A 21,539-nucleotide genomic window follows, 5' to 3' on the forward strand; every position below is an offset into this window, starting at 1 on the left:
CTACCATGGGTTCTCCGGAGCCTGACCGGGGATTCGGATCGCGCACGAGGAGCCCTCTTGCCAGACGAGGCCCAGCCACTCACCGCCGCCAAGCCCGAGCCCGCCTCGGCGCCCGCGGCGAAGCCCGCGCCGGACGCGAAGAGCGCGACGAACGACGCCCGCGGGCCGGTCGAGCACGCCCAGTCCGGGCCCGTCGACAAGCCGGCCGAGTCGGCCCGGCCCAAGCCGGCCCCGGCCGAGCCCCCCGCGCAGTCGGCCCCCACGGTCCGGCCGAACACGGGCCAGCCCGCCCGCACCGGCTCCTCCAACCGCGTCCGCGCCCGCCTCGCCCGCCTCGGCGTGCAGCGCTCCAACCCGTACAACCCGGTCCTCGAGCCCCTGCTGCGCATAGTGCGCAGCAACGACCCGAAGATCGAGACCGCGACCCTGCGCCAGATCGAGCGCGCCTATCAGGTCGCCGAGCGTTGGCACCGCGGCCAGAAGCGCAAGAGCGGTGACCCGTACATCACCCACCCCCTCGCGGTGACCACGATCCTCGCCGAGCTCGGCATGGATCCGGCGACGTTGATGGCCGGTCTGCTGCACGACACCGTCGAGGACACCGAGTACGGCCTCGACCAGCTCCGCCGCGACTTCGGCGACTCGGTCGCCCTGCTCGTCGACGGCGTCACCAAGCTGGACAAGGTCAAGTTCGGCGAGGCCGCGCAGGCCGAGACCGTGCGCAAGATGGTCGTGGCGATGGCCAAGGACCCGCGCGTCCTGGTCATCAAGCTCGCCGACCGCCTGCACAACATGCGCACCATGCGCTACCTCAAGCGCGAGAAGCAGGAGAAGAAGGCGCGCGAGACGCTGGAGATCTACGCGCCGCTCGCCCACCGCCTCGGCATGAACACCATCAAGTGGGAGCTGGAGGACCTCGCGTTCGCGATCCTCTATCCCAAGATGTACGACGAGATCGTACGGCTGGTGGCCGAGCGGGCGCCCAAGCGTGACGAGTATCTGGCCATAGTGACCGACGAGGTGCAGTCCGACCTGCGCGCGGCCCGGATCAAGGCCACTGTCACCGGCCGCCCCAAGCACTACTACAGCGTCTACCAGAAGATGATCGTCCGCGGCCGCGACTTCGCGGAGATCTACGACCTGGTCGGCATCCGAGTCCTCGTCGACACCGTCCGCGACTGCTACGCCGCCCTCGGCACCGTGCACGCGCGATGGAACCCGGTCCCCGGCCGGTTCAAGGACTACATCGCGATGCCCAAGTTCAACATGTACCAGTCGCTGCACACCACGGTCATCGGGCCGAACGGCAAGCCGGTCGAACTCCAGATCCGCACGTTCGACATGCATCGCCGCGCCGAGTACGGCATCGCCGCGCACTGGAAGTACAAGCAGGAGGCCGTCGCCGGCACCTCCAAGGTCCGCTCGGACCAGCCGAGGACCACCGGCAAGGACGACCACCTCAACGACATGGCGTGGCTGCGCCAGCTCCTCGACTGGCAGAAGGAGACCGAGGACCCCGGCGAGTTCCTGGAGTCCCTGCGCTTCGACCTCTCCCGCAACGAGGTCTTCGTCTTCACCCCCAAGGGCGACGTCATAGCGCTGCCGGCCGGTGCCACACCGGTGGACTTCTCGTACGCGGTGCACACCGAGGTGGGCCACCGCACCATAGGAGCCCGCGTCAACGGCCGTCTCGTACCGCTGGAGTCGACCCTGGACAACGGCGACCTCGTCGAGGTCTTCACGTCCAAGGCGCCCGGGGCCGGACCGTCCCGGGACTGGCTGAACTTCGTGAAGTCGCCGCGGGCCCGCAACAAGATCCGCGCCTGGTTCTCCAAGGAGCGCCGCGACGAGGCCATCGAGCAGGGCAAGGACGCCATCGTCCGCGCGATGCGCAAGCAGAACCTGCCGATCCAGCGCATCCTCACCGGCGACTCCCTGGTCACGCTCGCACACGAGATGCGGTACTCCGACATCTCCGCGCTGTACGCGGCGATCGGCGAGGGCCATGTCTCCGCGCAGAACATCGTGCAGAAGCTGGTCCAGGCGCTCGGTGGCGAGGAGGCGGCCACCGAGGAGATGGACGAGGCGGTCCCGCCGTCCCGCACCCGCGGTCGCAAGCGGCGGAGCAACCAGGACCCCGGTGTCGTGGTCAAGGGCGTCGACGACGTGTGGGTCAAGCTGGCCCGCTGCTGCACCCCCGTCCCGGGCGACCCGATCATCGGCTTCGTCACCCGGGGCAGTGGCGTATCGGTTCACCGCAGCGACTGCGTCAACGTGGACTCACTGTCCCGGGAGCCCGAGCGCATCCTCGAGGTCGAGTGGGCACCCACGCAGTCCTCGGTCTTCCTGGTCGCCATCCAGGTCGAGGCCCTGGACCGCTCCCGGCTCCTCTCCGACGTCACCCGCGTCCTGTCCGACCAGCACGTCAACATCCTCTCCGCGGCCGTCCAGACCTCCCGCGACCGCGTCGCCACCTCCCGCTTCACCTTCGAGATGGGCGACCCGAAGCACCTCGGTCACGTCCTGAAGGCGGTCAGGGGCGTGGAGGGCGTGTACGACGTGTACCGCGTGACGTCGGCGCGGAGCCGGTCGTAGAAGACAGTCGTAGGAAGTCGTAGGAAGCAGTCGTAGAAGACACACGAGAGGGCCCCGGGGAACCGGGGCCCTCTCGTGTGTACGGCGTCGTCTCAGCCGCCGAACTCCTGGAGACCCTTGAGTGCCTGGTCCAGGAGCGCCTGGCGGCCCTCCAGCTCACGCTCCAGCTTGTCGGCCCTGGCGTTGTTGCCCTGGGCGCGCGCCTGGTCGATCTGGCCCCTGAGCTTGTCCACGGCGGCCTGGAGCTGACCGGTGAGGCCCGCGGCACGCGCGCGTGCCTCCGGGTTCGTCCGGCGCCACTCGGTCTCCTCGGCCTCCTGGAGAGCGCGCTCCACGGCGTGCATCCGGCCCTCGACCTTCGGCCGGGCGTCCCGCGGGACGTGGCCGATGGCCTCCCAGCGCTCGTTGAGCGTGCGGAACGCGGCGCGGGCGGACTTCAGGTCGCCGATCGGCAGGAGCTTCTCGGCCTCCTCGGCCAGCTCCTCCTTGAGCTTCAGGTTCTCGGTCTGCTCGGCGTCCCGCTCGGCGAATACCGAGCTGCGGGCGGCGAAGAACACGTCCTGGGCGCCGCGGAAGCGGTTCCACAGGTCGTCCTCGTGCTCGCGCTGAGCACGGCCCGCGGCCTTCCACTCGGCCATCAGCTCGCGGTAGCGCGCGGCCGTGGGGCCCCAGTCCGTCGACCCGGACAGTGCCTCGGCCTCGCCGACCAGCCGTTCCTTGGTCCGGCGGGCGTCCTCGCGCTGCGCGTCGAGCGAGGCGAAGTGGGCCTTGCGGCGCTTGGAGAACGCCGAGCGGGCGTGCGAGAAGCGGTGCCACAGCTCGTCGTCCGACTTGCGGTCCAGGCGCGGCAGACCCTTCCAGGTGTCCACCAGGGCGCGCAGCCGCTCACCGGCGGCCCGCCACTGGTCGGACTGGGCCAGTTCCTCCGCCTCGACGACCAGCGCCTCCTTGGCGTGCCGGGCCTCGTCGGACTGCTTCGCGCGCTGCTGCTTGCGCTCCTCGCGGCGCTTGTCGACGGTCTCCACGAGCTTGTCGAGCCGCACCTTGAGCGCGTCCAGGTCGCCGACCGCGTGATGCGCGTCGACCTGCTCGCGGATGTGGTCGATGGCCGCAGAAGCGTCCTTCGCCGACAGGTCGGTGGTCTTCACCCGCTTCTCGAGGAGGCCGATCTCGACAACCAGGCCCTCGTACTTGCGCTCGAAGTAGGCCAGGGCTTCGTCGGGGGAGCCGGCCTGCCAGGAACCGACGACCTGCTCGCCGTCGGCCGTACGCACGTACACGGTCCCCGTCTCGTCGACGCGGCCCCACGGGTCGCTGCTCACAGCGCCTCCTCCACATGATGCCCGCGGGAGGCTTCCGCGCCCCCGGGCATCGTCCACAGTTTCGTCACGGCCAACATAGGCGACCAGCGGGTTGCCTGTCCGCATCCCGCGCGACCGAAATTTCGCACTTGACGGTCAGGATTTGGTGACAGTCGCCTTGTTGATCACGACGGTCGCGTTCGGCGCGCCGTCGCCCGCGCCGGTGCTCTCACCGGCCGCGGCGATCTTCTTCAGCACCTTCATACCGGATTCCGAGATGGTCCCGAACGGGGTGTAGCTCGGGGGCAGCTGGCTGTCCTGGTAGACGAGGAAGAACTGGCTGCCGCCGGTGTGCGCCTGCCCGGTGTTCGCCATCGCGACGGTGCCCGCCGGGTAGACGTTGGACTTGAGGCTCTTGTCCTTCAGGTTCTCGTCCGGGATGGTGTAGCCCGGTCCGCCGCTGCCGGAGCCCGTCGGGTCGCCGCACTGCAGGACGTAGATGCCGTTGGTGGTGAGCCGGTGGCACTTGGTGTGGTCGAAGAAGCCCTTGTTCGCGAGGAAGTCGAACGAGTTCACGGTGTGCGGGGCCGCCGACGCCTTCAGCGCTATGTCGATCTTGCCGCAGGTCGTCGCGAGGTCAAAGGTGTACTTCGCCGACTTGTCGATGGACATCGCCGGCTCCTTCTTCCAGCTCTGCGTCTCGACCTTGCCGGCGGCGGGCTTCTCGCACGGGTCCGGCGCCTTGCTGGTCGGCGCCGCGCTCGGGGTCGTGTCCGCGCTCGCACTGGCCTTGTCGTCGTCCTTCATGACCCCGGAGGTGTAGAGCGCGAGGCTGCCCACCAGGATCACGCCGAGCACCGACGCGATCACAGAGTTGCGTACACGGGCCTTGCGGCGCGCGGCCGTGCGCCGCTGCTGCTGCCGCAAGAACTTCTCCCGCGCGAGCTGCCGCTTCCGCTGTTCCTGGGTGACCACGGGGTTCTCTCCTCATGCGTCTCGTACGCCGACCGGTACGCACGCGTCCTATGAACCGACCGCCTGCGTGTGCCCCGTACCGTATATGGGTTCGCTGAGGAATCGGCAGCGCCGGTAGGCTCTGACCACTGGGGCAGCCGCCCGGAAGACCGCCCGTACCGACACAAAACGAGGACGATCGTGCTCATTGCCGGGTTCCCCGCCGGGGCCTGGGGGACGAACTGTTATCTCGTCGCCCCCGCCGCCGGTGAGGAGTGCGTGATCATCGACCCCGGCCACGAGGCCACCGAAGGCGTCGAGGAAGCGCTGAAGAAGCATCGGCTCAAGCCCGTCGCCGTCGTCCTCACCCACGGCCACATCGACCACGTGGCCTCGGTCGTCCCGGTGTGCGGAGCGCACGGAGTACCGGCGTGGATCCACCCCGAGGACCGCTACATGATGAAGGACCCGTCGATGGGTCTCGGCCGTTCCATCGGGATGCCGCTCATGGGCGAGATCACCGTGGGAGAGCCGGACGACGTCAAGGAGCTGACCGACGGCGTGCAGCTGGAGCTGGCGGGCCTGGAACTGTCCGTCGCGCACGCGCCCGGCCATACCAAGGGGTCGGTGACCTTCCGGATGCCCGAGACCGCGGAGATCCCTTCCGTGTTCTTCTCCGGGGATCTGCTCTTCGCCGGCTCCATCGGACGCACCGACCTGCCCGGCGGTGACATGGCCGAGATGCTCGACTCGCTGGCCCGCGTGTGCCTGCCGCTCGACGACTCGACCGTGGTGCTGTCCGGCCACGGCCCCCAGACGACCATCGGCCGGGAGCGCGCCACCAACCCGTATCTGCGGGACGTGGCCGCCGGCCAGGGAGCCTCAGAGGCTCCCCGACGAGGAATGTGACGAGAGACTTCGTGAGCACCTTTCAGGCCCCCAAGGGCACGTACGACCTGATCCCGCCGGACAGCGCCAAGTTCCTGGCCGTCCGTGAGGCGATCGCCGCACCCCTGCGCACCTCCGGCTACGGCTACATCGAGACCCCCGGCTTCGAGAGCGTCGAGCTGTTCGCGCGCGGGGTCGGTGAGTCCACCGACATCGTCACCAAGGAGATGTACGCCTTCGAGACCAAGGGCGGTACCAAGCTGGCCCTGCGCCCCGAGGGCACGGCTTCCGTGCTGCGCGCGGCGCTGGAGGCGAACCTGCACAAGCTCGGCAACCTGCCGGTCAAGCTCTGGTACTCCGGCTCCTACTACCGCTACGAGCGTCCGCAGAAGGGCCGCTACAGGCACTTCTCGCAGGTCGGCGCCGAGGCGATCGGTGCGGAGGACCCGGCGCTGGACGCCGAGCTGATCATCCTGGCCGACCAGGCGTACCGCTCGCTGGGCCTCAGGAACTTCCGCATTCTGCTGAACAGCCTGGGCGACAGGGAGTGCCGGCCGGTGTACCGGGAGGCGCTGCAGACCTTCCTGAGGGGTCTCGACCTCGACGAGGAGACCCTGCGTCGCGCGGACATCAACCCGCTCCGTGTCCTCGACGACAAGCGCCCTGACGTCCAGAAGCAGCTCACGGACGCACCCCTGCTGCGCGACTACCTCTGCGACGCCTGCAAGGCGTACCACGAGGAGGTCCGTGAGCTGATCACCGCGGCGGGCGTGGCCTTCGAGGACGACCCGAAACTGGTGCGCGGACTCGACTACTACACCCGTACGACCTTCGAGTTCGTCCACGACGGTCTGGGCTCCCAGTCCGCGGTGGGCGGCGGCGGCCGCTACGACGGACTGTCGGAGATGATCGGCGGCCCCGCGCTCCCGTCCGTCGGCTGGGCCCTCGGCGTCGACCGCACGGTCCTCGCCCTGGAGGCGGAGGGCGTGGAGCTCGAACTCCCCACCACGACCAGCGTGTTCGCCGTCCCGCTGGGCGAGGAGGCCCGCCGGGTCCTGTTCGCCAAGGTCACCGAACTGCGCAAGGTGGGCATCGCGGCGGACTTCTCCTACGGCGCCAAGGGCCTCAAGGGCGCCATGAAGAACGCCAACCGCAGCGGCGCCCGCTACACGATCGTCGCCGGTGAACGCGACCTCGCCGAGGGCGTCGTACAGCTGAAGGACATGGAGTCCGGGGAGCAGTCGGCGATCGGAGTCAACGAGATCGTGGCGGAGCTGGAGTCCAGGCACGGCTGACGGGGGCGCGGGGGAGGGCGTCGGTCGTGAGGCCGGCGCCCTTGTCGTCCGCCGGCTCGCAGGGTCTTCGGCGCCGAACACCCGCAGCGGCAGCGCATGACGCCGGCTGCCCGCACCGTCCGGGCCGCCGAGCGGCGGCCCCACGCCGCCGAACTGGCCCTGGCCGGCGCTCTCCTGGGCCTGACCGCGGTACCGGGACCCGTTCCCGGTCCGCGCCGCCCACGGCGCCACCCGCCGGGATGCCTCACTGGTCGAGCAGCCCGTACCGCATCGCGCAGGTCACCGCGGCGGTCCGGTCGGTGACGCCCAACTTGCCGAACACCCGCAGGAGATGGGTCTTCACCGTGGACTCGCCGATGAACAGCCGGCGTCCGATCTCCGCGTTCGTGCAGCCCTCCGCGACCAGTCGCAGTACCGCCGTCTCGCGCTCCGAGAGCCGCGGCCGTTCCGGCCTGGTGCGCAGCTGGTCGACCAGGCGGGCGGCGACCGTGGGTGCCAGGACCGTCTCGCCGCGCGCGGCGGCCCGTACGGACTCGGCCAGTTCGGCGCGAGGCAGGTCCTTGAGGAGATAGCCCGCCGCGCCCGCCTCCACGGCCCGCAGGATGTCCCGGTCCGTCTCGTACGTCGTCAGGACGATCACCCGGCAGGGCAGCCCCGCCTCGGTCATCCGCACGATCGACTCCACGCCCGAGCCGCCCGGCATCCGCAGGTCCATCAGCACGATGTCGGGCCGGAGTGCCGCGGCCAGCGCCTCCGCCTGCGGCCCGCTGGACGCGTCCGCGATCACCTCCAGGTCCGGCTCCGCCGTCAGCATGGCGCGCAGGCCCTCCCGTACGACGGGGTGGTCGTCGGCCAGGATGATCCGGATCATGAACAGCTCCTCGGGGGCGGTACGGGCAGGCGGACGGTGACCGTGGTGCCGCCGCCGGGCGCGCTGCGCACCCGGACCGTCCCGCCGGCCTCGGCGGCGCGGGCGCGGAGCCCCGCAAGACCGTAGCCGTCGCGGACGGTCCCCGGGTCGAAGCCGTGACCGTCGTCCCGTACGACGAGGGTGAGGCTGTCGTCGGCGTAGGCGAGGTCGATGCCCACCGTCGCCGAACCTCCCGCGTGTTTACGGCAGTTGGTGAGTGCCTCCTGGCACGAACGCAGGGCGACGACCTCGGGGCCGGCGGGCAGCGGACGGACCGGGCCGGTCACGTCGAGCGCGGCGGAGTGCCGGGTCGCCAGCCGGAACAGGGCGTCCGGCAGTGTCGCGCCGTCCAGGTCGGCCGGAGTGCCGTCGGCGACCAGGGCCCGGGCCTCGGCGAGGTTCAGCCGGGCCGTCTCGTCCATCAGGGCCAGATGGCGTCGGGCCTGCGGTACGTCGCGGTCGAGCTCGGCGTCGACGGCCTGGACCAGCATGAGCAGGCTGGTGAAGCCCTGCGCGAGGGTGTCATGGATCTCCCGGGCCATCCGCTCCCGTTCGGCCAGCGCCCCGTGCGCCGCCGACAGCCGCGAGACCTCGTGCCGACTGGAGTCCAACTCGGCGATGAGGGCCGCCCGTTCCTGGCTCTGCTCGATGATCCGGATGACATAGCTGCCGAGAGCCACCGAGAAGACCAGGGTGACGACGGCGAACAGACCGTTGAAGAAGACGTCCTGGTCACTCGGCCACCACAGCAGCGCCCAGCCCACCACGGGCGCCAGGCTGATCACGGCCACGGCGGTCAGCGCCCACCGCATCCGCAGCGTCATGAAGCACTGGGGCACGAGAGCGAAGGTCATCAGCCGGGTCTCGCCGACCAGGATCGCCGAGGGCAGGAACAGCGCCATCATCGCGGCGAGGTAGGTGAGCGTCGTGCGTGCGTCGGGCGGATCCTGCCGGAGCAGCGGACGCCCGACCCGTACGAAGAGCGGGACCAGCGGCACCAGCAGGGCCGCCGCGGTGACGCGGACCGGCCACCCGGGGTGTGCCGTGCCCAGCACGAACACCAGGGTGGCCAGCCAGATCAGCGCGAAGTAGGTGTCCCAGAGCCGGAAGGAGCGGTCCCACGAGTACGCGCCCACGTCCGCCGGACCGTTCACCCGTCGCGCCGGTTCTTCCACCGGAAGGTCAGCAGACACAGCAGCAATCCTCCGACGCACCACGCCCCCAGCACCAGGGCGGTGCGCCCGAACTCCCAGCCGCCGGCCTGCTCCAGGACCTGTGCCGAGTCCGGCAGGAACACCCCGCGCAGCCCCTGGCACATCCACTTCAGCGGGAACAGCGCGCCGATGTTCAGCATCCAGTCGGGGATCGTGTCGATCGCGATGTACACCCCGGAGATGAACTGGAGGACCAGGAAGGGCAGGACGACCACGGAACTCGCGCTCTTGCTGGACTTGGGCACCGAACTGACGGCGATGCCGAGCAGGGCGCACGCCGTGAGGCCGAGCACGAAGATCCAGGCGAAGGCGAACCACCTGCCGGCGTCCGACGGCAGTGCGACGTCGTAGAGCGTGGTGCCGACGAGCAGCAGGATCGCCGTCTCCAGGACTCCGGTGACGAGAACCAGCCAGATCTTGCCGAGGAAGTACGCCGCCGGCGGCATCGGGGTCCCGCGCAGCCGGCGCAGCACCTTCTCGTCCCGCTCGACGGCGATCGAGACGCCGAGGGACTGGAAGCTCGTCGACATGATGCCGGCGGCCATCATCGCCGGGACGTACAGCTGCGAGGCCTTGATGCCCGCACCCTCCACGTCGTCGCTGAAGATCGACGCGAACAGGAACAGGAAGACCACCGGGAAGGCGAAGGTGAACACCACCTGGTCGCGCTGACGGAAGAACTGCCTGATCTCCAGGGCGCCCCGCCGCAGCCCGAGCCCCCAGACACCGGGCAGCCGCTCCGAGCCGGCATCAATCCGGGACCGTACGGTGGTCGTGGTCATCGCGCGTCCTCCTGTCCGGTGAGCCGGAGGTAGACGTCCTCCAGCGTGGGGCGGCTGACCTGAAGGCCCGGGATCTCGCCGTCGAAGCGGCGCATCAGCTCGGCGACCGTCCTGGTCGGGGTGTCGGTGTGCTCCGCGCGCGGGGTGCCGTCCGGCTCGGTCCACTCGACGGTGGCGCCGGAGCCGTACCGTTCCCGCAGCGCGGCCGGCTCGCCCTCGGCGACGACCTTGCCCCGGGAGACCACGGCCAGCCGGTCGGCGAGCGCCTCGGCCTCCTCCAGATAGTGCGTGGTGAGCAGGATCGTCGTGCCCTCGCCGGACAGCTTGCGGATCAGGTCCCAGAACTGGCGCCGGGCCGCCGGGTCGAAACCGGTCGTGGGCTCGTCCAGGAGCAGCAGTTCGGGGCCTCCGATCACCCCGAGCGCCACGTCCAGGCGCCTGCGCTGGCCGCCCGACAGGGCCTTGATCCGGCTGCCCGCCTTCGCCTCCAGACCCACCAGCCCGATGACCTCCTCGGGGTCCCGTGGCCGTGGGTAGTAGTGCGCGAAATGACGGACGGTCTCCGCGACCGTCAACTCGGCGGGCGCCGATTCGTCCTGCCAGACGATTCCCACACGACTTCGCCACGCGCGTGTGGCGTGCGCCGGGTCCGCGCCGAGCACGGACACCTCACCCGCGTCCCGGTCCCGGTTGCCCTGGAGGATCTCCACCGTGGTGCTCTTGCCCGCGCCATTGGGCCCGAGCAGGCCGAAGACCTCGCCCCTGCGGATGCCGAGGTCGATCCCGTCGACCGCGCTCACGTCGCCGTACCGCTTGCGCAGCCCTCGAACGTGCACCGCGCGTTCGTTCGCCTGTGTGGTCATGCCCACGAGCCTGGGCCGGAACCGAACGCTCAGGGACGACCGTGCGTACTTCCTTATGTCCACCGAACGGTGGACAAGCCCCCGCGTGCGGCAGAATGGCTCCTGCCAGAAGAAGGTCCAACTCTCAAGCAGACGGATCGGCGTGATGAGCAAGACCACAGTGAAAGACGTCTCCACGGAGCCCGAGCCCTCGTCGGCGAGCGCCGACGCAGCGCCCAGGACGGTGGGCGGCAGCCGTGCCTTCGCACTGCTGCTGGTGATCACCGGTGCTGCCGGACTGCTCGCCGCGTGGGTCATCACGATCGACAAGTTCAAGATCCTCGAGGGGAAGGTCAGCGGCAAGACGTTCACGCCGAGCTGCTCCCTCAACCCGATCGTCTCCTGCGGCAGCGTGATGGAGAGCAAGCAGGCCGCCGCCTTCGGGTTCCCCAACCCGATGCTCGGCCTCGTCTGCTACGGCATCGTCATCTGCGTCGGCATGAGCCTGCTGGCCCGCGCCACCTTCCCGCGCTGGTACTGGCTCACCTTCAACTTCGGCACGCTCTTCGGCGTGGCCTTCTGCACCTGGCTGCAGTTCCAGTCGCTGTACCGCATCAACGCGCTGTGCCTGTGGTGCTCGCTGGCCTGGGTCGCGACGATCACGATGTTCTGGTACGTGACCTCGTTCAACATCCGCAACGACCTGCTGCCGTCCCCGGGCTGGCTCAAGCGCTTCCTCTCCGAGTTCACCTGGGTCCTGCCGGTCACCCACTGCGGCGTCATCGCCATGCTGATCCTGACCCGCTGGGGCGACAAGCTCTGGGCCTGACCGACGGGCGACGGCGTTGTCAGTGGCGTGACATAGGGTTTTGAACGTGGAGCCCGATCTGTTCACCGCCGCGGCGGAAGAGCGCCAGGAGAAGGACCCGGCCGGCAGTCCCCTGGCGGTCCGGATGCGCCCGCGCACCCTCGACGAGGTAGTGGGCCAGCAGCACCTGCTCAAGCCCGGATCGCCGCTGCGCCGGCTGGTCGGCGAGGGCAGCGGCGGCCCTGCCGGACCCTCCTCGGTGATCCTCTGGGGCCCGCCCGGCACCGGCAAGACGACCCTGGCGTACGTCGTCTCGAAGGCCACCAACAAGCGTTTCGTGGAGCTCTCCGCGATCACCGCCGGCGTCAAGGAGGTCCGCGCGGTCATCGACGGCGCCCGCCGCGCCACCGGCGGCTTCGGCAAGGAGACCGTCCTCTTCCTCGACGAGATCCACCGCTTCAGCAAGGCCCAGCAGGACTCCCTGCTCCCCGCGGTCGAGAACCGCTGGGTGACCCTGATCGCGGCCACCACCGAGAACCCGTACTTCTCGATCATCTCCCCGCTGCTGTCCCGGTCCCTGCTGCTGACCCTCGAACCCCTCACCGACGACGACGTCAGAGGACTGCTGAAGCGGGCGCTGAGCGACGAGCGCGGTCTGAAGGACGCCGTCGCCCTCCCCGAGGACACCGAGGACCACCTCCTGCGGATCGCCGGCGGCGACGCCCGCCGTGCCCTGACCGCCCTGGAGGCCGCCGCCGGGGCCGCCCTCGACAAGGGCGAGCCGGAGATCACCCTCACCACGCTGGAGGAGACGGTCGACCGCGCGGCCGTGAAGTACGACCGCGACGGCGACCAGCACTACGACGTGGCCAGCGCCCTCATCAAGTCCATCAGGGGCTCCGACGTCGACGCGGCCCTGCACTACCTGGCCCGCATGATCGAGGCCGGCGAGGACCCGCGCTTCATCGCCCGCCGGCTGATGATCTCCGCCAGCGAGGACATCGGCCTCGCCGACCCGGGCGCCCTGCCCATAGCCGTCGCCGCCGCCCAGGCCGTCGCCATGATCGGCTTCCCGGAGGCCGCGCTGACCCTGAGCCACGCCACCATCGCGCTCGCCCTGGCCCCGAAGTCCAACGCCGCGACCATGGCGATCGGCGCCGCCATGGAGGACGTGCGCAAAGGGCTGGCCGGGCCGGTGCCACCGCATCTGCGCGACGGGCACTACAAGGGTGCCGCCAAGCTCGGGCACGCGCAGGGGTACGTCTACCCGCACGACCTGCCCGAGGGAATCGCCGAGCAGCAGTACGCGCCGGACGCCATCAAGGACCGCGAGTACTACGAGCCCACCCGGCACGGCGCCGAGGCCCGGTACGCGGACGCCGTGGAGTGGACCCGCAAGCACCTCGGTCGCAAGCGGTCCTGAGCACCCTGTAGAATCCCTCGAAGTGCTGTGTCCCGTGCAGTCAGAACGGGACGGTCAGCCGGAACCCCCAGTGGGTTCCAGGAGCGTCGCGCACCGTTCGAATGGTGTCGCGGGCAGCCCACCACCACTCGTCGTACGACGGGAAAGGTCGGTGGGCCACTCGCGTGCTGCACGTATGTGCCCAGACCAGGGGAGCGGCTGCCCACCAGGTCCTTCGCGGACCCGGCGGGTTTCCCCGGCTGCGGATGCGACCTCCCATAACTCTGACGAGCCGAACACTGAGAAATGAGAGATTGTGGCGAACCAGCCCCGCCCCAAGGTCAAGAAGTCGCGTGCCCTCGGCATCGCGCTGACCCCGAAGGCCGTCAAGTACTTCGAGGCCCGTCCCTACCCCCCGGGTGAGCACGGCCGTGGCCGCAAGCAGAACTCGGACTACAAGGTCCGTCTGCTCGAGAAGCAGCGTCTGCGTGCGCAGTACGACGTGTCCGAGCGCCAGCTCGTCCGCGCCTACGAGCGTGCCTCCAAGGTTCAGGGCAAGACCGGTGAGGCCCTGATCATCGAGCTCGAGCGTCGTCTCGACGCGCTGGTCCTGCGTTCGGGCATCGCCCGCACGATCTACCAGGCCCGCCAGATGGTCGTCCACGGCCACATCGAGGTCAACGGTCAGAAGGTCGACAAGCCGTCCTTCCGCGTCCGTCCCGACGACGTCGTGATGGTCCGCGAGCGCAGCCGCGAGAAGACCCTCTTCTCGATCGCCCGTGAGGGCGGTTTCGCCCCCGACGGCGAGACCCCGCGCTACCTCCAGGTGAACCTCCGCGCCCTGGCCTTCCGCCTGGACCGCGAGCCGAACCGCAAGGAGATCCCGGTGATCTGCGACGAGCAGCTCGTCGTCGAGTACTACGCCCGCTGATCATCGGCAGGCCGTAGGACCCGCACCACTTCAGCCCGCCGTCTCCCCGCCCTTCCAGGTGGGCGAGGCGGCGGGTTGCCGCATGTCGGGGGTCGCGTCGCTGTGCCGCACGGAGCTCCGCGGCGCCGGTCGCCCGTCGAGTGGACGGACGCGGCCCCCGACACCCGGGACGCCGCGGCTTCCCGGCTGGGCGTCCGGGCCCTGTCTGTCGCCCGTTGAGCGGGAGGGTGACGGCTCAGTGTCCGGGGCATCGTGGCTTCCTGGCTGGGCCATCGCGGCTTCCTGGCTGGGCGTCCGGGCCCTGTCCGCCCCCCGTCGAGCCGGAAGGGGGCGGCCCAGTGTCCGGGACACCGCGGGCCTTCCGGCTGAGCGCCCGGCCCTGTCGTACGCACTCCTGGTACCGCGCGTCGCCACCCGTTCCTTGGGCCCGGCAGCCACGGCGAGGCTGCCGGGCCCTGGAACAGTCGGTGAGCAGCTCACGCGCGCGTGCCGGGTACGGCGGCCGGCATCGCTGATGCCGCCGGGGCTCGTCACCGTCACCGGCCGCGAGGCGTCGAGTGCCCGTGTCGGCGGCCCGGAGAGTTCGCGCGCCGGTCCACGAAGTCGTCGAGCTCCAGCGGGAGATCGCCGTTCACGCCGGTGCCGTCGGACCGATGACCGCGCGGGGAAAACGGAGCGTGCTGAAGCGTATGCGCTCCGTAGAATCGTCATGGACAACTCGCGTGCGCGCGCGGGTTGATCCGGTGCGGACCGCCGTCCGAGGCGCGATAGGCTCGGCGAAGACTTTTTCCATAGACAGCACGTATTCAGGGAGCGGGTGCACAGTGTCCGGTGGAGAGGTTGCCGGGATCCTGGTGGCCGTCTTCTGGGCGATCCTGGTCTCCTTCCTCGCCGTCGCGCTGGCGAGGCTGGCCCAGACGCTCAAGGCGACCACCAAGCTCGTGGCGGACGTGACCGACCAGGCTGTCCCGCTGCTGGCCGAGGCCTCCACCGCGGTGCGCTCCGCACAGACCCAGATCGAGCGGGTCGACGCGATCGCCTCGGACGTCCAGGAGGTCACGTCGAACGCCTCCGCGCTGTCCACCACCGTCGCCTCCACCTTCGGCGGCCCCCTGGTCAAGGTCGCTGCCTTCGGCTACGGCGTGCGCCGGGCCCTCGGTGGCCGCAAGGATGATGTGCCCGTGAAGGCCTCCCGGCGTACCGTGATCGTGGGTCGGGCGGTTTCCCGGGGCCGTGGGAAGAGGGACTGAGGCTCAAGATGTTCCGCCGCACTTTCTGGTTCAGCACGGGCGTGGCCGCCGGGGTCTGGGCCACCACCAAGGTCAATCGCAAGCTGAAGCAGCTGACCCCCGAGAACCTCGCCGTCACGGCGGCCAACAAGGCGATCGAGACGGGCGCCCGCCTCAAGGACCGCGCGGTCGGCTTCGCGCTCGACGTCCGCGACAACATGGCCCAGCGGGAGGCCGAGTTGACGGACGCGCTCGGCATTCGCGAGAGTCCCGAACTGCCCGCACCCAGGCGCATCGCCGCCATCGAGAACACGACGTACACCACGAACTCGCACAACCGGAATGAGGACCACTGATGGAGTCGGCCGAGATTCGCCGCCGCTGGCTGAGCTTCTTCGAGGAGCGCGGGCACACCGTCGTCCCTTCGGCGTCGCTCATCGCGGACGACCCGACTCTGCTCCTCGTCCCGGCCGGCATGGTGCCCTTCAAGCCCTACTTCCTGGGTGAGGTCAAGCCGCCCTTCGCGCGCGCCACCAGTGTGCAGAAGTGTGTGCGTACGCCCGACATCGAAGAGGTCGGCAAGACCACCCGGCACGGCACGTTCTTCCAGATGTGCGGCAACTTCTCCTTCGGCGACTACTTCAAGGAAGGCGCCATCAAGTACGCCTGGGAGCTGCTCACCAGCCCCCAGGACAAGGGTGGTTACGGCCTGGAGCCGGACAGGCTCTGGATCACCGTCTACAAGGACGACGACGAGGCCGAGCGCATCTGGCACGAGGTCGTCGGCGTGCCGAAGGAGCGCATCCAGCGCCTCGGCATGAAGGACAACTACTGGTCCATGGGCGTCCCCGGACCCTGCGGCCCCTGTTCCGAGATCAACTACGACCGCGGCCCCGAGTTCGGCGTCGAGGGCGGTCCCGCCGTCAACGACGAGCGGTACGTGGAGATCTGGAACCTCGTCTTCATGCAGTACGAGCGCGGCGAGGGCATCGGCAAGGACAACTTCGAGATCCTCGGCGAGCTCCCCAGCAAGAACATCGACACCGGTCTCGGACTCGAGCGCCTGGCGATGATCCTGCAGGGCGTGCAGAACATGTACGAGATCGACACCTCCATGGCCGTCATCAACAAGGCCACCGAGCTGACCGGCGTGGCCTACGGCGACGCCCACGACTCGGACGTCTCCCTGCGCGTGGTCACCGACCACATGCGCACGTCCGTCATGCTCATCGGCGACGGCGTCACCCCCGGCAACGAGGGCCGCGGCTATGTCCTGCGCCGCATCATGCGCCGCGCCATCCGCAACATGCGCCTGCTCGGTGCCACCGGCCCGGTCGTGCTGGACCTGGTCGACACCGTCATCGCCATGATGGGCCAGCAGTACCCGGAGCTGGTCACCGACCGCGAGCGCATCGAGAAGGTCGCCGTCGCCGAGGAGAACGCCTTCCTCAAGACGCTGAAGGCCGGCACCAACATCCTCGACACCGCCGTCACCGAGACCAAGGCCGCCGGCGGCAAGGTCCTCGCCGGCGACAAGGCGTTCCTGCTCCACGACACCTGGGGCTTCCCGATCGACCTCACCCTGGAGATGGCCGCCGAGCAGGGCCTGTCCGTGGACGAGGACGGCTTCCGGCGCCTGATGAAGGAGCAGCGGGAGCGCGCCAAGGCCGACGCCCAGGGCAAGAAGACCGGCCATGCCGGGGCGGGCGCCTACCGTGCGATCGCCGACCAGGCGGGCGAGACCGAGTTCCTCGGCTACTCGGACACCGAGAGCGAGTCCACGATCGTCGGCATCCTCGTCGACGGCACCTCCTCCCCGGCCGCCACCGAGGGCGACGAGGTCGAGATCGTCCTGGACCGCACCCCCTTCTACGCCGAGGGCGGCGGTCAGATCGGTGACACCGGCAGGATCAAGGTCGACTCCGGTGCCGTCATCGAGATCCGGGACTGCCAGAAGCCGGTCCCGGGCGTCTACGTCCACAAGGGTGTCGTCCAGTTCGGCGAGGTGACCGTCGGGGCCAAGGCCCACGCCTCCATCGACAACCGCAGGCGTACGGCCATCGCCCGCGCCCACTCGGCCACCCACCTCACCCACCAGGCCCTGCGCGACGCTCTTGGCCCGACGGCCGCCCAGGCCGGTTCCGAGAACCAGCCCGGCCGCTTCCGCTTCGACTTCGGTTCGCCGTCCGCCGTTCCCACGGCTGTGATGACCGACGTCGAGCAGAAGATCAACGAGGTGCTCGCCCGCGACCTCGACGTCCGCGCCGACGTCATGGGCATCGACGAGGCCAAGAAGCAGGGCGCCATCGCCGAGTTCGGCGAGAAGTACGGCGAGCGGGTCCGGGTCGTGACCATCGGTGACTTCTCCAAGGAGCTGTGCGGCGGCACCCATGTGCACAACACCTCGCAGCTCGGCCTGGTCAAGCTGCTCGGTGAGTCGTCCATCGGCTCCGGGGTCCGTCGTATCGAGGCGCTCGTCGGTGTGGACGCGTACAACTTCCTCGCCCGTGAGCACACCGTGGTCGCCCAGCTCCAGGAGCTGGTCAAGGGCCGCCCGGAGGAGCTTCCGGAGAAGGTCTCCGCCATGCTCGGCAAGCTGAAGGACGCCGAGAAGGAGATCGAGAAGTTCCGCGCGGAGAAGGTGCTCCAGGCCGCCGCCGGTCTCGCCGAGTCCGCCAAGGACGTCCGCGGGATCGCCGTCGTCACGGGTCAGGTCCCGGACGGCACCACCCCGGACGACCTGCGCAAGCTGGTCCTCGACGTGCGTGGCCGCATCCAGGGCGGCCGGGCCGCGGTCGTCGCCCTCTTCACGGTCAACAACGGCAAGCCGCTGACGGTCATCGCCACCAACGAGCCCGCCCGCGAGCGCGGTCTCAAGGCCGGTGACCTGGTCCGCACGGCCGCCAAGACCCTCGGCGGCGGCGGTGGCGGCAAGCCGGACGTCGCCCAGGGCGGCGGCCAGAACCCGGCCGCGATCGGCGAGGCCGTCGACGCGGTGGAGCGCACGGTCGGGGAGACGGCCAAGTAATGCGCCGAGGCCGCAGGCTCGCGATCGACGTCGGGGACGCCCGCATCGGGGTCGCCTCGTGCGACCCCGACGGGATCCTCGCCACCCCGGTGGAGACGGTCCCGGGCCGGGACGTCCCCGCGGCCCACCGCCGGCTGAAGCAGCTGGTCGAGGAGTACGAACCGATCGAGGTCGTCGTCGGCCTCCCTCGCTCCCTCAAGGGGGGCGAGGGCCCGGCCGCCGTCAAGGTCCGCGGCTTCGTCCAGGAGCTCGCCCGGGGGATCGCGCCCGTTCCGGTCAGGCTCGTCGACGAGCGCATGACCACCGTGACGGCCAGTCAGGGACTTCGCGCATCCGGAGTGAAATCCAAAAAGGGCAGATCGGTCATCGACCAGGCAGCAGCCGTGATCATTCTTCAGCAGGCCCTGGAATCCGAACGGGTGTCAGGTAAAGCACCCGGCGAGGGCGTCGAAGTGGTCATCTGATCGCGATACGGTAACGTTCCGCGCGATGCGGCGACATTCGAACAGTCACCGCACAGAAAGAGGCGGAACGGTAGCTGGATCGTGGAAGCAGGAGACCGCCGCCTCGCGGCTCTAGGGGATCGATGACTGAGTATGGCCGGGGCGAAGGCTCCGAACCGTGGAATCCCGAGGACCCGTTGTACGGGGACGGTGGATGGGAGGGACAGCAGGCCCACGCGGGTCAGCAGTCCCCCTACGGCGGCCAGCCGCAGCACTACCCGCAGCAGCCGCAGCAGCAGTACGACAACGGTGGCTGGGGCGATGGCCAGCAGGCCGCCTATGGTCAGGCGCAGCAGCAGTACCCGCAGCACAACGGTCAGTACGACCAGCACCAGCAGTACGACCAGCAGCAGTACGGTCAACCGCAGCAGTACGGCCAGCAGGCTTATCAGGACCAGCAGCAGCAGTCGTACGACAACAATGGCTGGGCGACCAACACCCAGGCGCAGATCCCGTACCCCGCCGACCCGTCGGATCCCTACGGTCAGCAGACCGCCGCGTACGGCGCCGAGCAGCAGGACTACTACGGCAGCCCGGACGCCTACCCGCCGCCGGAGCCGCCGAGCCGTCGGCGTACCGAAGCGGAGCCGCAGCAGACCGACTGGGACCCGGGCCCCGACCAGGGTGAACACGCCTTCTTCGCGGGTGATGACGACGACCAGGACGATACGGACGACCCGCAGGGCGGTCGCGGCGACCGGCGGGGCCGGGGCGGCAAAGGGGCCAAGAAGCGCAAGAACGGCTGCGCCTGTCTGGTGGTCCTGCTGGTGTTCGGCGGCGGTATCGGTGGCGTCGGGTACTTCGGCTACCAGTTCTACCAAAATCGTTTCGGCGCTGCCCCGGACTATGCCGGGGACGGCACCGGCGAGGCGGTGAACGTCCAGATCCCCAAGGGTGCGGGTGGCTACGAGATCGGCCGGCTGCTCAAGGACGCGGGCGTCGTCAAGAGTGTCGACGCGTTCGTGTCCGCTCAGGAGCAGAACTCCAAGGGGAAGTCGATCCAGGCCGGCGCCTATCTGCTGAAGAAGCAGATGTCCGCCGACAGTGCCGTCGCGATGATGCTCGACCCGAAGAGCCAGAACAACGTGCTGGTCGTTCCGGGAGTGCGGAACCTCAACGTCTACAAGGCGATCGACGAGAAACTCGATCTTGGCTCCGGCACCACCAAGAAGATCGCCGAGAAGAAATACAAGAGCCTCGGTCTGCCGAGTTGGGCGAACGACAACGAGGACATCAAGGACCCGCTGGAGGGCTTCCTCTCCCCCGGTACCTATCCCGCGGCGAAGGGCATGAAGCCCGAGACGGTACTGAAGGCGATGGTCACCCAGGCCGCCGAGGTGTACGCCAAGTACGACCTGGAGGCCAAGGCCAAGGCGCTCAAGCTGGACAGCCCGCTGCAGGTCATCACGGTCGCGAGCCTTGTCCAGGCGGAGGGGAAGACCGAGGACGACTACCGCAAGATGGCGGAAGTGGTCTACAACCGGCTCAACCTCGCGAACCCCGAGACCTATGGTCTGCTCCAGTTCGACTCGACCTTCAATTACCTGAAGAACGAGAGCAACATCCACATCGGTGAGTCGGAGATCAAGAGCAACAAGGACCCGTACAACACGTACACGAACAAGGGTCTGCCGCCCGGACCGATCGACAATCCGGGCGATCTCGCGCTGAAGGCGGCGCTGAATCCGACCGACCAGGGCTGGTACTACTTCGTCGCCACCGACGGCGTGAAGACCACCGAATTCGCCAAGACGCACGCTGAATTCCTGAGGCTCAAGGACAAGTTCGATGCAAGCACGGGCAGTTGACGCCCGCCGGGCCGCGGTCCTCGGCAAGCCCATCGCTCACTCCCTCTCCCCGGTCCTGCATCGGGCCGCCTACGAGGAGCTGCGGCTCACCGGCTGGTCGTACGACCGGTTCGAGCTCGACGAGGCCGCGCTGCCCGGGTTCGTCGAGCAGCTCGGGCCGGAGTGGGCCGGGCTGTCGGTGACCATGCCGCTCAAGCGGGCCGTCATCCCGCTGCTCGACGGGATCAGCGACACGGCCGCCTCGGTGGAGGCGGTCAACACGGTCGTGTTCACCGAGGACGGCCGCCGCCTCGGCGACAACACCGACATCCCGGGCATGGTCGCCGCCCTCAGGGAGCGGGGCATCGAGCAGGTCGACTCGGCGGCGATCCTGGGGGCCGGCGCCACCGCCTCTTCCGCGCTCGCCGCGCTGGCCCGGATCTGCACCGGCGAGGTGGTCGCCTACGTGCGCAGCGAGGCCCGCGCCGCGGAGATGCGGCAGTGGGGGGAGCGTCTCGACGTCGAGGTCCGCACCGTGGACTGGGCGGACGCGGCCGAGGCCCTGGATGCCCCGCTGGTGATCGCCACCACCCCCGCCGGGGCGACGGACGCGCTCGCCCACGCCGTGCCGGAGCGTCCCGCGGCCCTCTTCGACGTGTTGTACGACCCGTGGCCGACCGAGTTGGCGGCCCGCTGGTCGATGATCGGCGGGGCCGTGGTCAGCGGCCTCGACCTGCTCGTGCACCAGGCGGTGCTCCAGGTCGAGCAGATGACGGGGCGCGGGCCCGCGCCCGTGGAGGCCATGCGCAAGGCGGGCGAGCACGCGCTGGCGGCCCGCTGAGCTCCTTGGCCAGGTGTTCCGGCGATCCGGAGCGCGGCGGAGCGGGTGGGCCGGGGACTCCCGGTACGGGCGTCCACGTCCGTCTGCTGGACCTGTGACCGGTTGTCGCCGCCGGACGTGGGAGGATCGGAGGTGGCGGGCCGGGGCCGCGCACCTGGTCGCGCCGTTGCCGTACGCGAGGACGCGCGTACGCAGGGCAGTACCAGGGCGCGAGCACTGAGGAGCACCG

18 protein-coding genes are annotated in these 21,539 nt (G+C 69.6%); 12 read left to right on the top strand and 6 right to left on the bottom strand.

Annotated elements, in window-relative coordinates; translation table 11 throughout:
* Positions 1–57 precede the first annotated feature (57 nt).
* The gene (locus tag ABZT93_RS27920; RefSeq protein WP_356109763.1) at positions 58–2,595 is read left to right on the top strand and encodes a bifunctional (p)ppGpp synthetase/guanosine-3',5'-bis(diphosphate) 3'-pyrophosphohydrolase; all 2,538 of its coding nucleotides are present in this window, start codon (positions 58–60) and stop codon (positions 2,593–2,595) included.
* A gap of 92 nt (positions 2,596–2,687) precedes the next feature.
* Here ABZT93_RS27920 and ABZT93_RS27925 read toward each other — a convergent pair whose 3' ends face one another.
* Positions 2,688–3,917 carry a DUF349 domain-containing protein gene (locus ABZT93_RS27925; RefSeq protein ID WP_356109765.1) on the bottom strand — a complete coding sequence of 410 codons (1,230 nt, stop codon included), beginning with the start codon at positions 3,915–3,917 and terminating at the stop codon, positions 2,688–2,690.
* A 135-nt stretch (positions 3,918–4,052) separates the two neighbouring features.
* Positions 4,053–4,871: a peptidylprolyl isomerase gene (locus ABZT93_RS27930; protein WP_356109768.1), complete on the bottom strand. Its 819-nt coding sequence runs from the start codon at positions 4,869–4,871 to the stop codon at positions 4,053–4,055.
* 180 nt (positions 4,872–5,051) lie between these two features.
* Here ABZT93_RS27930 and ABZT93_RS27935 point away from each other — a divergent pair, with 180 nt between their 5' ends.
* Together ABZT93_RS27935 and hisS are read left to right on the top strand one after the other, a co-directional pair.
* Positions 5,052–5,759 (top strand): MBL fold metallo-hydrolase, encoded by a 708-nt coding sequence (locus ABZT93_RS27935; RefSeq protein WP_356109771.1) that lies wholly within the window; start codon positions 5,052–5,054, stop codon positions 5,757–5,759.
* Positions 5,760–5,770: 11 nt separating this feature from the next.
* The gene (gene hisS, locus ABZT93_RS27940) at positions 5,771–7,033 is read left to right on the top strand and encodes a histidine--tRNA ligase (protein ID WP_356109774.1); all 1,263 of its coding nucleotides are present in this window, start codon (positions 5,771–5,773) and stop codon (positions 7,031–7,033) included.
* 244 nt (positions 7,034–7,277) lie between these two features.
* Here hisS and ABZT93_RS27945 read toward each other — a convergent pair whose 3' ends face one another.
* From ABZT93_RS27945 to ABZT93_RS27960, 4 genes are read right to left on the bottom strand one after another with little or no spacing between them, the layout of a single operon-like run.
* Positions 7,278–7,904: a response regulator transcription factor gene (locus ABZT93_RS27945; RefSeq protein ID WP_356109776.1), complete on the bottom strand. Its 627-nt coding sequence runs from the start codon at positions 7,902–7,904 to the stop codon at positions 7,278–7,280.
* Positions 7,901–9,136 (bottom strand): sensor histidine kinase, encoded by a 1,236-nt coding sequence (locus ABZT93_RS27950; protein ID WP_356109778.1) that lies wholly within the window; start codon positions 9,134–9,136, stop codon positions 7,901–7,903. Before ABZT93_RS27950 ends, ABZT93_RS27945 begins: the two co-directional genes overlap by 4 nt.
* On the bottom strand, positions 9,094–9,939 hold the full coding sequence (locus tag ABZT93_RS27955) for an ABC transporter permease (protein WP_356109781.1): 846 nt from the start codon (positions 9,937–9,939) through the stop codon (positions 9,094–9,096). The genes ABZT93_RS27950 and ABZT93_RS27955 overlap by 43 nt, the downstream gene beginning before the upstream one ends.
* On the bottom strand, positions 9,936–10,802 hold the full coding sequence (locus ABZT93_RS27960) for an ABC transporter ATP-binding protein (RefSeq protein ID WP_356109784.1): 867 nt from the start codon (positions 10,800–10,802) through the stop codon (positions 9,936–9,938). Before ABZT93_RS27960 ends, ABZT93_RS27955 begins: the two co-directional genes overlap by 4 nt.
* Positions 10,803–10,947: 145 nt before the next feature.
* Here ABZT93_RS27960 and ABZT93_RS27965 point away from each other — a divergent pair, with 145 nt between their 5' ends.
* The 9 genes from ABZT93_RS27965 to ABZT93_RS28005 all read left to right on the top strand — a co-directional run bounded on the left by ABZT93_RS27965 (position 10,948) and on the right by ABZT93_RS28005 (position 21,310).
* Positions 10,948–11,610 (top strand): vitamin K epoxide reductase family protein, encoded by a 663-nt coding sequence (locus ABZT93_RS27965; RefSeq protein ID WP_356109786.1) that lies wholly within the window; start codon positions 10,948–10,950, stop codon positions 11,608–11,610.
* A 46-nt stretch (positions 11,611–11,656) separates the two neighbouring features.
* Positions 11,657–13,012: a replication-associated recombination protein A gene (locus ABZT93_RS27970; RefSeq protein WP_356109788.1), complete on the top strand. Its 1,356-nt coding sequence runs from the start codon at positions 11,657–11,659 to the stop codon at positions 13,010–13,012.
* Between the two features lie 295 nt (positions 13,013–13,307).
* Positions 13,308–13,922: a 30S ribosomal protein S4 gene (gene rpsD, locus ABZT93_RS27975; RefSeq protein ID WP_250076706.1), complete on the top strand. Its 615-nt coding sequence runs from the start codon at positions 13,308–13,310 to the stop codon at positions 13,920–13,922.
* 824 nt (positions 13,923–14,746) lie between these two features.
* Positions 14,747–15,172 (top strand): DUF948 domain-containing protein, encoded by a 426-nt coding sequence (locus ABZT93_RS27980; RefSeq protein ID WP_356109790.1) that lies wholly within the window; start codon positions 14,747–14,749, stop codon positions 15,170–15,172.
* Between the two features lie 8 nt (positions 15,173–15,180).
* Complete coding sequence (locus ABZT93_RS27985) at positions 15,181–15,507, top strand: hypothetical protein (RefSeq protein ID WP_356109793.1); 327 nt, start codon at positions 15,181–15,183, stop codon at positions 15,505–15,507.
* The gene (gene alaS / locus ABZT93_RS27990) at positions 15,507–18,179 is read left to right on the top strand and encodes an alanine--tRNA ligase (RefSeq protein WP_356109795.1); all 2,673 of its coding nucleotides are present in this window, start codon (positions 15,507–15,509) and stop codon (positions 18,177–18,179) included. Before ABZT93_RS27985 ends, alaS begins: the two co-directional genes overlap by 1 nt.
* Complete coding sequence (gene ruvX / locus ABZT93_RS27995) at positions 18,179–18,643, top strand: Holliday junction resolvase RuvX (protein WP_007380695.1); 465 nt, start codon at positions 18,179–18,181, stop codon at positions 18,641–18,643. The genes alaS and ruvX overlap by 1 nt, the downstream gene beginning before the upstream one ends.
* A 122-nt stretch (positions 18,644–18,765) precedes the next feature.
* Positions 18,766–20,490 carry an endolytic transglycosylase MltG gene (mltG, locus tag ABZT93_RS28000; protein ID WP_356109798.1) on the top strand — a complete coding sequence of 575 codons (1,725 nt, stop codon included), beginning with the start codon at positions 18,766–18,768 and terminating at the stop codon, positions 20,488–20,490.
* Positions 20,471–21,310: a shikimate dehydrogenase gene (locus ABZT93_RS28005; RefSeq protein ID WP_356109801.1), complete on the top strand. Its 840-nt coding sequence runs from the start codon at positions 20,471–20,473 to the stop codon at positions 21,308–21,310. Before mltG ends, ABZT93_RS28005 begins: the two co-directional genes overlap by 20 nt.
* The last annotated feature ends 229 nt before the right edge of the window (positions 21,311–21,539 follow it).

This window comes from Streptomyces sp. NPDC005303, assembly GCF_040607335.1.
Lineage (GTDB): Bacteria > Actinomycetota > Actinomycetes > Streptomycetales > Streptomycetaceae > Streptomyces.